Raw genomic sequence first — 12,477 nt, 5'->3', positions numbered from 1 at the left:
ATTGAAATTCCTCGATAAACAGCTTCCCTCCGCTGGTATTAGCCAGACTCAGGTGTTAAGGGTGTGATCTCAGCCTGAATATTCAGGCACCCCTAGCATGAATGAAATTGTATCACTTTGGTTAGGAATACTGCTGGGGCTGTTTACAATTCCTGTTGATATCAAGTCAGAACCCGAAGCAGAATTGGATATGAGGAAATGCAATTGGCTATACTGTAGGCGATCGCACTCTATCAGCTTTATCAGGTGAAATCACCATCTCACCTCAGTATTTATGACTAACCATTACAGATATATTATTTTTTATAAACCCTATGGTGTTCTCAGTCAATTTACCCAGGAAACACCAAAACATAGCACCTTGAAAGAATACATTCCCGTTCCTGATGTTTATCCTGTGGGGCGTTTAGACTGGGATAGCGAAGGTCTATTATTATTAACTAATGACGGACAATTACAACACCGCCTCGCTCATCCTCGCTTTGGACATCAACGCACATACTGGGTGCAGGTAGAGCGGATTCCTGATATTGATGCTATCAACAAGTTACAAACAGGTGTGGAAATTCAAAACTACCGCACTCAACCAGCCCAAGTCCGACTGTTGTTAGAAGCGCCGCCACTACCTGAACGCCATCCACCAATTAGATTTCGTAAAAATATCCCCACAGCTTGGCTAGAAATGACTTTGACTGAGGGTAAAAATCGCCAAGTGCGACGCATGACCGCATCCGTAGGATTTCCCACTCTACGATTAGTGAGAGTAAGTATAGCCCATCTACATTTAGAGGGTTTAAAACTGGGTGAGTGGCGGGATCTTTTACCATCAGAACTGAATTTTTCCGATAATTTGCCAAGATTTCCTCAGCGTGATGCAAAAATGAACCGCAGATAACGGGCAGCCTATACTTCCAGCACTTTAGGAAACAAATAACACATATGGTATAAGTATCTAGTACATATTCGTAAGTAAATTTACTAATGACACCACTATTGTTTAAGTCAGCCAAGAAGTCTAAAAAATCTCGGTTTCTGGATGCTATATATGTTGCTGATCCTAGTTTTCATCGTTGTCCAATGGTACAATTTATATGTCAGTATAAGATTTAAAAATCTACCGGGAAAATCGCGGAAAGTATCAGCCCAATACTTGACAAAAAGATGCAAGCAAATCTCACTCAGCCTGATTGGGCAAACTGAGTGCAAATCAAGGACTTGCAAAACCAGATCACAACATTCCGAAAGGGATAAGTTGTTAATCTCCCTAACTTTAGAATGGGAAAGCGTAAGTAAAAGCAGGTTGGAACGGGAATGAAGGAACTTTCACTATGCTGATTTGCCCTCAGTGTACATTTGAAAACCCCAATAGCAACAAATTCTGTCAAAGCTGTGGTGAATCTCTGACGGACAGAATTTGTGATGAGTGCGGTACTGAAGTACCTGTGAATACACTGGTTTGTCATAACTGTGGTGCGGAATGTGGAACAGTTTGGCAGGCGATTATTACTCAGTTAGTCACTGGGGAAGAAATAGAAAACAGTACAGGTGCAGATGATGCTCAAAATATCCCCGGTGGATTTTTGTCTTTATCACAACTGACAGCAGGTTCATTCTTAGAATCAGAGCAGCGCTATCAATTGTTGTCACCGCTTTCAGCCCCGGAGGAAAATTCCTCTCAGGCTGAAATATGCGTCAAGGTTTTGGATTGTCTGCCCTATCAAATATCGCCAATTGAGGCTATATTAGCGAGTCAGGAAGAGGATCTGATGATTTCATCGGGAGAAATCAGTGAAATTTCTCACCTTGCTAAAGCTTATATTGTTTTGGAATCCCAAACGGAATCAGCTATACCAGTAATTCATGATGCCTGGGAAAAAGATGATATGCAGGTGCTACTCATCGAAGACCGTTCAGATTGGCAGTATTTACTAGAACTATGGCAAGATAACACGACATCTACGTTACAACTTTTACACTATCTCTATGAGATGACTCAACTTTGGACGGTTTTAGAAACAGTCGATTGCTGTCAAAGTTTGTTAAATTTGTCCAATTTGCGTTTAGATGAAGACCAGACACTGGCGCTACAGAGATTGTATTCAGACTCATCGAGAAAGTCATCCTGTGAAGAGGGAGAACTAGAATCAGAGCAGCCTGTAACTATTCAAGCTTTGGGGCAAGTTTGGCAGGAACTATTTAGACAGTCCCAACGGACTCAGTTTGGTTCAATCATGAAGGTTTTAGCAGATTTAGAAGCAGGTAAAGTTGAGACCATTCTGCAGTTGCGATCGCTTTTAAAAGAAATTGCTGCTGAATTAGAAGCACCAGTCACCGCCAAAGCACCAACTACTCCAGAAACTATTTTGCCATCAGATGATGCTGATGATTTCTCCGCAAAAGGCGATGATGCACCAACTATTATGCTGTCAATGCAATTAAGTAGTTTGGATGATGCCGGACGCACTGATGTCGGTCGGAAGCGTAATTATAATGAGGACTACTTTGGGATCGTCACTAAAATCAACAAGCTGGATTGTCCACAAAATCGAGCCTTAGAAGCCCGTTGTTTGTATATTCTTTGTGATGGTATGGGCGGCCATGCAGGTGGTGAAATCGCCAGTGCATTGGCTGTTAACACTCTGAGGCAATATTTTGAGGAACATTGGGTTGATAACCAAATGCCTACGAAAGATATGCTCTGTGAGGCAGTATGTTTAGCTAATCAAGAAATTTATGAGGTAAATCAACAAGAAGTCCGTTCTGGAACTAAGCGGATGGGTACTACCTTGGTGATGCTATTAATTCAAGGTACTGAAGCAGCAGTTGCCCATGTGGGGGATAGTCGTCTTTATCGTCTGACACGGAAGCGAGGCTTAGAACAAATTACCGTAGATCACGAAGTAGGTCAAAGAGAAATGGCTCACGGAGTGGAGGCTAGCATAGCCTATGCCCGGCCGGATGCTTACCAGCTAACTCAAGCTTTGGGACCACGGGATCAACATTCAATTAATCCCGATGCAGAGTTTTTTGAGATTACTGAAGATAGCCTGTTTATTCTAGTATCTGATGGTCTATCAGATAATGACCTGTTAGAAACTTATGGGCAGAATATTCTGGCTCCTTTGTTACGTTCTGGGGCTAATTTGGAACAGGGAGTCACAGAATTAATTGATTTAGCTAACCAATACAATGGCCATGACAATATTACTGCTATACTTGTCCGCGCTAAATTGCGGCCGAATATGGACAGTTAAAAATATTTCTAGAGTGGGAAGTAGTAAGTTATTTCCCTATTCTTAATTCCGAACATCTAACTTTTCTTTTTAAGCTTATGCAGGTTGTATTGTGGTTATTCTGAAGTTGTTAGAACCGCAAAAAAAAACGCCCCTTCAGGAGTGGTGCTTTAAGGATTCCTTTGTAATTCGCATTGGTCGAGCAGAGGATAATGATGTGGTTGTAGCTGATAGTTTGGTTTCTCGCCATCATTTGGAACTGAGGCTAGTTAATGTTCCGAAAAATAAAAATGCCTCTTCTTGGCAGCTAATTAGTCAAGGCACTAATGGAACTTTTTTGAATGGGTTGCTGGTGCTTCAGTGTGATTTACCCGATAACTGTTTGCTGCAACTGGCTCAGGGAGGGCCGATATTACAGTTCCAATTTCAGGAAATCCCAGATACTTTGCTGGTAGCAGCTGAAGCAGTCAAGGCTTCAGAGAAGACTGCCGCAAATTTAGCTTATACTTGCAACCACGAAGGTAATTCACCTCAGAATTTATTTTGTATTCATTGCGGTCAACCCATCTCAGTTCAACGGACAATTCGTCAATATCAGGTGTTGCGAACTCTCGGACAGGGAGGGATGGGTACTACTTATCTGGCTTGGGATAGCGCTGGTGGCATTTCGAGTAAACCAAAGTTGTTGGTTTTGAAGGAAATGAATGCTGACATGGCAAAAATTGCCAAAGCTCAGGAGTTATTTGAACGAGAGGCATATACTCTCAAATCTTTGAAGCATTCGGGGATTCCTAAGTACTACGACTTTTTTGTCGTGGGTGGTAAAAAGTATTTAGCGATGGAATTAGTGCATGGCCAGGATTTAGAAAAGAGAATCTATAGCACTGGACCAGTGCCACCTAGTCAGGCGATCGCTTGGATGATTCAAACCTGCGATATATTAGAATATATCCATAGCCAGATCCCGCCACTAATACATCGTGATATCAAACCCGCTAACCTGATGGTGCGAAATTCTGATAATCATATAGTAGTGTTAGATTTTGGGGCTGTGAAGGAGATTGGGACTAAACCAGGGACTCGGATTGGTGCAGAAGGTTACTGTGCGCCGGAACAGGAACGGGGACAGCCTTTAACGCAATCTGATTTGTATGCCATTGGCCCAACCTTAATATTTCTCATCACGGGTGAAAATCCTTTCAATTTCTACCGCCATAGGGGACTAAATTCCCGGTTTGATGTATCTCAGATTCCCACAATTACTCCTAAGTTAAGAGAAATTATTGAACGGGCGACGCAGCATTTGCCGCGCGATCGCTACCAAAGTGCTAAAGAATTAGCTGTAGCATTAGCTGCTGCCAAAATATAAGCAGTGAGGAGTAGTTAAGTCTGAGAAACATCTACTCCCGATGCTTGATTATCTACTCTTCGTCCCAGGCTTCCACTGCTAGCAGTTCGCCAATTGGATCTTGCATACTAAAGCCAAAGTCTTGCAGTTCCTGTTTCCAGTGTTGCCAGTCGTTGCCATAGAGTAATGCAATTTTCCAAATGCTATCAGTTGGTTTGATGATATTGGATTCGATGAGTGATTGCACGTTACGTTGCAATTTCACCATTGGGTGAATCACTTGCTGAGTCATAGCCTCAATTGAATTCAGATTTTGTTTGGTAAATACTTAATCAAAACTGCTTTACGTTTTGCAATTTTCATCGATGCGTGGAGTATTGTAGTTGGTAAAGCTAGTCTTAACCTCTTAACTATACCATAATAAACTCTACTCTTGGATGGAAAAATTCAGATTTGTACGGTAATCACCACTACATTACTAAAATTAATCCTGTCTGCCATCGGAGATGCTATACGAAAAAGCTAGTCGTCAGAAAAATTACATAGAAAAGATGCTAAAGACGACTTGTAATTTTTGCGGGGTTTTATAGTCAACAGAATGTTTTTGATTGCTAAAAGACTATACAACAGGGGGTTTATGATGATTTTTGCGTAATGGAGCAAAAATGTTGATTACGCATATTTAACCCTTATATACATTATCGCAAACATCTGGAATTTAACAAACTTCTGGGAAATATTCATATAAATTTAATTATTTCTCATAAATAGGGAGTAGGGAGTAGGGAGTAGGGAACAGGGAATAGGGATGATTGGACTCGCTGGATAAGAACACGCATACAAAGAACCTAATCCCACTGAAAATTAAAGGGTAAACGAGTATAAATACCGTGAGGGTCGTTCATGTTTTGAATGATCACCATTTGTTGTTGCAGTTTCTGTAATTCTGACATCAGGGGATGAGAGGGTTGGGCTGCAACTCCGGTAATTTTTAACATAGTAGTAATTTCTTGAACTGCGCGACCCAAAAAGCGTTCTTCTAAGGTGCTGGCTCTGGGATATTCCTGTAATTCCCAATCTTTGCCTAGTTTTGCTTCTTGAGCGGCATATTCAATTGCAGTATTTAAACCACCTATTTCATCAATTAAACCATTTTTTTGCGCCGCTATTCCTGACCAAACTCGACCTTGGGCAATGTCGGCGACTTTTGCGGCTGGTAATTTGCGGCCTTCTACGACTCTATCGAGGAAGGTATCATAAATGCGATTGACACTGCGCTGATAAATTGCTAATTCCTGGGGTGTTTTCGGACGCGCTACGGTGTCGCTGTCGGCATAGCTGGCTGTTTTAACTGTATCCCAGGTAATGCCGTTATCATTGGCGAGTTTCTGCCCATTAAACAGGACTCCAAATACGCCGATGGAACCTGTGACTGTGGTAGATTCGGCAAAAATGCGGCGGGAATCGGTAGCTATCCAGTAACCACCGGAGGCGGCGACATTACCCATTGAGACTACAACAGGTTTGACTTCCTGGGTCAATTTTACTTCTCGGTGAATGATTTCGGAGGCGGTAGCGCTTCCTCCAGGACTATTAATCCGCAAGACTACGGCTTTGATGTTATTATCTTGGCGGATTCGATTGAAGATTCTGGCAAAGCGATCGCCACCTATTTGTCCATCTTCCCCTGTACCATCGACGATTTCGCCTTCAGCATAAACCACAGCAATTTTATTGGGGGAGTTGCGTTCTACACCTAGTGTTTTACCGGAAACTTGAGCGTAATTCCTGAGATTAATTTGCTGGAAGCTGCGATCTGTGGGGCTGCTTTCTGTGAATTCTTTGAGGTCGGTAACTACTTCATCGAGGTATGCTACTTGATCGATTAAACCTCTGGCTTTGGCTTCATCGGGTGTGAGAATGACTTGAGTATCGGCGATCGCCTGTAGTTGTTCCGGCGTAATTTTGCGCTGAGAACCCACTGTAGTCCGCCAATTTCCCCAAATATCCGTGAGTAATTGTTGGATTTGTTGGCGGTTTTCTGTACTCAATTCTTTGAGGATAAATGGTTCAATTGCGCCTTTAAATTTGCCCACCCGCACAGTCTGAACCCCAATTCCAAACTTGTCGAAAGCCCCAGCGAGAAATAGGGGTTGGCTACTTAAGCCTTTAACTTGCATCAAGCCGACAGGATTTATGACGATGGTATCGGCTACTGAACTGAGATAATATGACTTTTCATTCCAACCCACACCATAGGCGACAATCTTTTTACCAGATTCGCGGAACTTTGCCAAGGCTTGGCGAATTTCCATGAGGGATGCAAAGCCAGTATTACTAACTGTGCTGGTACTACTTGCATCTAAATAAATACCGATAATATGGGGATCAAGCCTGGCCTTTTCCAAAGTATCCAGAACGCTGCGGAGAGACATCCTGGGGATTTCTACTCCTGATAAGGCGCGTTGTAGCAATTCGCTAGAACTGGGGGGGCTATCGGTAATAGTCATGGACAAGTCAAACACCACTACAGATTTATCTGCGACTTGTGGGGTAGTATCTCTAGAACTGGTAACAGCAAATAACAGTAATAATATTCCCGTGGTGCTGATACCAAAGAAAATCATCAGTCCTAGTACAGTACCTAGTAAACTGGCAAAAGTTTGTTTAAAAAAATTACGCATTTTATTTATTTAGTTAATCTTATTTTTACGTAAACTTTCTGAGTTCTGCAAATTATTTAATGTAGTATTGCCCGTACAAAATAATACTGTAGTAATTTCTGCAATTAATACGTCAACTAAATCATACAATGCTGCTTCTGATACAACTGCGGCTTGGAGAAAAGGCATGGCTAAACCGGCGATATTTGCTCCCAGGGCGATCGCCTTGGCGACATCTAACCCGTGACGTAAGCCCCCCGAAGCAATTAAGGGGACATCAGGTGCGATCGCCCGAATACTCGTGATACATTCTGCTGTAGGCAAACCCCAATCAGCAAATGTCCTACCTAAACGCTGTTGCAAGGCATTTTCCGCCCGTTCACTTTCCACCTTTGCCCAAGACGTACCACCAGCGCCAGCCACATCAATAGCACTGACACCAGCAGCTAAGAGTTTTTCCGCCATTGTCGCAGAAATTCCATTACCCACTTCTTTGGCTATCACCGGCACTGATAATTTACTGCATAAAATGTGTATTTTATCAAGCAAACCCCGGAAATTAGTATCACCCCTGGGCTGAATAAATTCTTGCAGTGGGTTAATGTGTAAAATCAGGGCATCGGCCTCTAAAATATCAATAATTCGACGACATTCGTCTAAACCATAGTCATAATTCAGTTGTACAGCCCCCAAATTGGCAAATAACAAAACATCCGGCGCGTACTTGCGAATAGCAAAAGTATCAGCAACTTGGGGTTTTTCCACCGCCACACGCTGAGAACCAACACCCATAGCAATTTTATAGTTTTGAGCCACCTTTGCCAGACGTTGGTTAATCATTGCAGCTTGTGCGGTTCCTCCAGTCATAGAGGAGATTAACAGAGGTGCGGCGAGGTGTTTACCCAGAAAATCTGTCCTGAGATCAATATCATCGCGGTTGATTTCTGGTAAGCAGCAGTGATTAAAACGATAATGTTCTAGTCCACTAGTAACTTGGTGGGATTGTACATCTTCTTCTAAGCAGATGCGGATATGATCTGCTTTGCGTGATTGGGTTTGTTCTGAGTTGTTGTGGGCGTTCACTGGTAAATATAACTCACAGCAGTTGTAATCACTATTGTGACAGTTGTGGCATTTTTCTGGTGTTAAATATCTATTTCTAGTTAGGCGCAGTTAATCTAGAATTAGTATGAGTATGTGCTTAATCAAGTGCAACACAAAACAACATTTATGATTTTTCCCCTGTTCTTTCTTCAACTTTAAACATACTAATTAATACCCCAGCTATAGGAATAGATAGAAAAACCCCTACTAAACCTGCTACTTTTGCTCCTACCAATAGAGCCAAGAACATAAATACTGGATTCATATTGATTGACCCTTGCATTATCCGTGGCATTAATAGATTTTCTTCTATTTGTTGGAGGATAATACAACTGATTAATACTTGTATACTCAACCAAATACCTTGAGGTAAAACAATCACAGCCACTAGGCTAATTCCAATTGTAGCGCCAATACCAGGAATTAAATCAAATCCCCCGGCGATCGCCGCTAAAAATAAGGCATAAGGCAATTGCAGAAAAACAAAGACAATAAATACTGAAACCCCGAAAAATAAAGACAATAATAAACGCCCCCAAAAGAAACCTAAAAGATTTTGCTGGATTGCCACAGTTAGCTGATTACGAAGATGACGCGGGAAAACTTTAATCACGAAATCCCAAACTTTTTGACCATCCAGTAGCATAAAGAAAGCGACAACTGTAATTAAAACAAAATCAATTAAATTAGTTAATAACACTTGAAAAGTTGCCCAGCCAGTACCAATACCAGCTAAAATACGATTACGTAATTCTTCTTCAATTAATTGAAAATCAACCTTAAAGTTGAATCTAGTTAAGATATTTTGTAAGGTATCTAATAAAGAGATCACATATTCAATAAATTGAGGAGCTTGTTCAATTATTTGTTGAAATTGAGAAAGTATAGCAAAACCAAGGGTTGTAATTAATGCACCCAAAACGAAGAAGCTCAATAAAAATACTAAAGTAACAGCAATGCCATGTGGTAAAAACCGCTCAGACCACTTCACAGGATAACTCAGTAAAAATGCCAAAATTCCAGCAAATATAAAAATTACAATTACTGTACTAAAATAATCCAAAACTTGCAGAATTGCCCAACCAATAGCTAATAGTAATACATAGCGAATCAGCTTGGTGTTATTCAATTGCATCCAAAACTTTTGGATATTCGGCTCATTCATAATTTAGATATATTTAATATTAAAATATTGTTCATTATCGATACTAAATAACAAAAAAAATGTAGATTCTACCCCTAAAAACATAATATAGGCAGCACAAAAAATACCAGTAATCACGACGATAAAAGAATAAGCAACGCCATAAGCAGAATCAAAATTAGTACGACTGAGAAAAAGTCCAAAGAAATATTGTCCTATTAAAAACAACAGCGATGTAATTAATGCACCAACAATAGTATCACGCCAGGCAATCTCGGCATCTGGTAGTATACTATACATCATAATAAACATTAATGTTGTCCCACCAAAGGTAGTCAATAAGCTCAGGAGTGGAGTTTTTGGCTATCTTAGAGGATGTTTCAAAAGTTTTTAATGTATAAATAAACCCCTCTCCAAACCTCTCCCCGACCTCTCCCTAACCCTCTCCTACAAGGAGAGGGGAAAGGAATTACTTTTATTACTGGAGAGGCTTTGAAACCCCCATTCCCTGGTAGGGAAGGGGGGAAGGGGGGTTAGGTTTTTGGAGATTATTGGTTTCATCTAATACTTTTCAAACATCCTCTTATATTGAAATTTGGATATTAACTAACTTCAAAAGACTCATAAAATCTGAAGTTAATAAATCTGGTAATTAGCTTTTATTGGGGTTGATTGTCAATAGTTAATACATCACTAAATTTTAATGTGTAAATATCTGTAGGCATATTAATTTCTGCTTTTTCCAGTGCTTCTTTAATTGCTTGAGCCATCAAAGAAGTCGTTTCTAAAAATGGTAACCTTCGAGAATTTACCCAGCAGCGCACTTCGATATTGACTGTACTAGCACCTAATTCACGGACTAGAATATCTGGCTTGGGTTCTTTTTCGATTCCATAAATTCCTAAAACAGCATCATTAATTATTCTTTTAGCTTTCGTAATATCTGCATCGTAATCTATACCAACTATAATAGAGTTACGGCGAATAGTGGAAGCAGTATTATTAGTAATGACGGCACTAAAAACTTCTTGATTAGGAATATAAACGACACGTCCATCATAAGTTTTTAAAGTTGTAGCTCGCAGTTGAATTTGAGTAACAGTACCTTCAAATTCTTTAATAACTATCTGGTCACCTAAATGAAATGAACGAGATACCAGCAAAATAACACCAGAAAAGTAGTTACTCAAAATATCTTTGAGGCTAAAACCTATGGCTACACTGGTTAATCCTAAAGTTCCCAATAAAGTGGCAAAGTCTAATCCTAAAACTCCTAAAGCTACAATTGAACCTATTACCCAAATAAAGCCATATACTAAACGACTAACTAAGATTTTAGAATTGCGATCTACTTCCCAATATTGTGTAGCTGAGAGGGTGAGGTGGCGCATACTGGCTGCGATTATTCCAGTAGCTATTACTACTAATAGCATTCCTAAAAAAGATGGTAGGTTATCGATGCTCTCTCGCTGAAATTTTCTCAGAGTAGATAATAACCTTTGTCCAACATCAATTGCGAGTGGTGGTTGCTGAAAAGCCTGAATTAACTGCTTTGCCCACCATTGTCCTAATGTTTCTACATCTAGGTTAAAATCTTCAGCATCCTGTTTGGTGACAGTCATTAAAACCCGGTTACTCAGTTGTAATGTAGCGATACCACGCTGGGAATCTTTGACTACAGAAACTTTGCTGTCAGTTTGGGAACGCACTAAAACGCTAGCAATGCGACGGTTGATAATCTGCGCTCGTTGAATAGCACTGAGTTCTCCTAAACTACCAACTTGAAAAACAGGCTTTCCTCTAACGAGGATATCGGCAAAAAATATCCCATCTGTCTGAGTTATTGAGGTTTCAGTTATTGGTGATGTTATATCTATAGGAGATATCTCTTGTGTTAGCGCTTTTTGTATAGGTGAAATTAGCAAAGTTAAGAGAAATAGCACTGAGAGGAATTGACGAGAGTAATATTTGCGATCAATTTTGGGAAAGAAATTCACCATCATTTTTAATTTTTAAAATTCTTAGTTTAATTTGTCTGATTCATATCATAATAGCCAGTGCGATCGCTTGATGCTAAATATTGATTTTTGATAATTTTATAAATATCTCTCTCAAGTATGAAATTAACTTACTACTGTAGATAGTGGTGGCAATAATTTAAAAGATATATTATGGGTAGAGAAATTCCAGCATTCACTACATCAATTCCTGGTGGCGCGTACTGAGGATTGCTCTGCCCTCAATGTGGATTTTCTCCAAGTAACATTAACAGAGACTCGCACAATAGATATGAAAGTAGAAGAACTCCTGAAAAAGTATATTACAGGCGTGAGAGATTTTACTGGTGTTAATCTCAGTGAGGCGGATTTAAGAGAGTCTGACCTGAGTGGGGTGATTTTAGATAAGGCGATTTTAGATGGCGCTAAATTGAATCATGCTAATTTAACCCAAAGCAGTTTGATTGACGCAGACCTGAATGGAGCGGATTTAAGTAATGCTAATCTGACGGAATGTAATTTAGTGGGTGCTATTTTGGATGGTGCTATTTTAGATGGCGCGATTCTGGATGGTGCTGATTTGAGTCAAGCTAATCTGGAGCTTGCTAAGTTGATTGACGCGGATTTGAGTCAGGCGGAGTTGCAGGAAGCAAATTTACAAGCAGCAAATTTAGATGGCGCAGACCTGAGTGGAGCGGATTTAAGTGTAGCTGATTTAAGTCAGGCGAATCTTTCTGAAGCTGATTTACATCAGGCTAATTTGAATGGCGCTAATTTGGATGATACGGATGTAGGTGGGACAATTTTAGATTAGGAATAGGGAAGAACCTCACCCCCATTGCTTTCGCGTAGCGTCTCCCTTTGGGAGAAGGAGAGGGGGAAATTTAACGCGACTCAAGGGCGGGTGTTTTAGGATGATGGTGGGTTACGCTGTCGCTTTAGCGTAGCCATGCCCCCAGGGCTATACCCACCCTACATTTTTATGGTT

10 protein-coding genes and 1 riboswitch are annotated in these 12,477 nt (G+C 40.5%); of the genes, 4 read left to right on the top strand and 6 right to left on the bottom strand.

Annotation, left to right across the window (positions count from 1 at the left end; genetic code table 11):
* Positions 1-7: 7 nt before the first annotated feature.
* Positions 8-104, bottom strand: a riboswitch (TPP riboswitch).
* A 170-nt stretch (positions 105-274) separates the two neighbouring features.
* From VB620_RS01210 to VB620_RS01200, 3 genes are all read left to right on the top strand, one after another.
* On the top strand, positions 275-895 hold the full coding sequence (locus VB620_RS01210; RefSeq protein WP_323194296.1) for an rRNA large subunit pseudouridine synthase E: 621 nt from the start codon (positions 275-277) through the stop codon (positions 893-895).
* Between the two features lie 433 nt (positions 896-1,328).
* Complete coding sequence (locus tag VB620_RS01205; protein WP_323194295.1) at positions 1,329-3,254, top strand: serine/threonine phosphatase; 1,926 nt, start codon at positions 1,329-1,331, stop codon at positions 3,252-3,254.
* A 91-nt stretch (positions 3,255-3,345) separates the two neighbouring features.
* On the top strand, positions 3,346-4,602 hold the full coding sequence (locus VB620_RS01200; RefSeq protein WP_323194294.1) for an FHA domain-containing serine/threonine-protein kinase: 1,257 nt from the start codon (positions 3,346-3,348) through the stop codon (positions 4,600-4,602).
* A 52-nt stretch (positions 4,603-4,654) separates the two neighbouring features.
* On the opposite strand, the gene VB620_RS01195 is transcribed toward VB620_RS01200, so the two are convergent.
* The 6 genes from VB620_RS01195 to VB620_RS01170 all read right to left on the bottom strand — a co-directional run bounded on the left by VB620_RS01195 (position 4,655) and on the right by VB620_RS01170 (position 11,495).
* On the bottom strand, positions 4,655-4,873 hold the full coding sequence (locus VB620_RS01195; RefSeq protein ID WP_323194293.1) for a DUF4327 family protein: 219 nt from the start codon (positions 4,871-4,873) through the stop codon (positions 4,655-4,657).
* Positions 4,874-5,429: 556 nt separating this feature from the next.
* A complete protein-coding gene (gene sppA, locus VB620_RS01190; RefSeq protein WP_323194292.1) occupies positions 5,430-7,265 on the bottom strand; it encodes a signal peptide peptidase SppA in 1,836 nt (611 codons plus the stop codon).
* 9 nt (positions 7,266-7,274) lie between these two features.
* Positions 7,275-8,327 (bottom strand): type 2 isopentenyl-diphosphate Delta-isomerase, encoded by a 1,053-nt coding sequence (gene fni / locus VB620_RS01185; RefSeq protein ID WP_323194291.1) that lies wholly within the window; start codon positions 8,325-8,327, stop codon positions 7,275-7,277.
* A 145-nt stretch (positions 8,328-8,472) separates the two neighbouring features.
* Positions 8,473-9,513 carry an AI-2E family transporter gene (locus VB620_RS01180; RefSeq protein WP_323194290.1) on the bottom strand — a complete coding sequence of 347 codons (1,041 nt, stop codon included), beginning with the start codon at positions 9,511-9,513 and terminating at the stop codon, positions 8,473-8,475.
* Between the two features lie 3 nt (positions 9,514-9,516).
* Positions 9,517-9,831 (bottom strand): YhjD/YihY/BrkB family envelope integrity protein, encoded by a 315-nt coding sequence (locus tag VB620_RS01175; protein WP_323194289.1) that lies wholly within the window; start codon positions 9,829-9,831, stop codon positions 9,517-9,519.
* Between the two features lie 320 nt (positions 9,832-10,151).
* On the bottom strand, positions 10,152-11,495 hold the full coding sequence (locus tag VB620_RS01170; protein ID WP_323194288.1) for a mechanosensitive ion channel family protein: 1,344 nt from the start codon (positions 11,493-11,495) through the stop codon (positions 10,152-10,154).
* A 208-nt stretch (positions 11,496-11,703) separates the two neighbouring features.
* Between VB620_RS01170 and VB620_RS01165 the strand changes: the two genes are divergently transcribed.
* The gene (locus VB620_RS01165) at positions 11,704-12,303 is read left to right on the top strand and encodes a pentapeptide repeat-containing protein (protein WP_407674173.1); all 600 of its coding nucleotides are present in this window, start codon (positions 11,704-11,706) and stop codon (positions 12,301-12,303) included.
* The last annotated feature ends 174 nt before the right edge of the window (positions 12,304-12,477 follow it).

This window comes from Nodularia harveyana UHCC-0300 (assembly GCF_034931085.1).
Classification (GTDB): domain Bacteria; phylum Cyanobacteriota; class Cyanobacteriia; order Cyanobacteriales; family Nostocaceae; genus Nodularia; species Nodularia harveyana.
This window is presented reverse-complemented; position numbering and strand designations above follow the sequence as displayed.

What these genes read in the sequence shown, in the direction of transcription:
- VB620_RS01205 (WP_323194295.1), top strand. Translation starts at nt 1,329, where the DNA reads ATGCTGATTTGCCCTCAGTGTACATTTGAAAACCCCAATAGCAACAAA.
- VB620_RS01170 (WP_323194288.1), bottom strand. Translation starts at nt 11,495, where the DNA reads ATGATGGTGAATTTCTTTCCCAAAATTGATCGCAAATATTACTCTCGT.
- VB620_RS01195 (WP_323194293.1), bottom strand. Translation starts at nt 4,873, where the DNA reads ATGACTCAGCAAGTGATTCACCCAATGGTGAAATTGCAACGTAACGTG.
- VB620_RS01210 (WP_323194296.1), top strand. Translation starts at nt 275, where the DNA reads ATGACTAACCATTACAGATATATTATTTTTTATAAACCCTATGGTGTT.
- VB620_RS01180 (WP_323194290.1), bottom strand. Translation starts at nt 9,513, where the DNA reads ATGAATGAGCCGAATATCCAAAAGTTTTGGATGCAATTGAATAACACC.
- sppA (WP_323194292.1), bottom strand. Translation starts at nt 7,265, where the DNA reads ATGCGTAATTTTTTTAAACAAACTTTTGCCAGTTTACTAGGTACTGTA.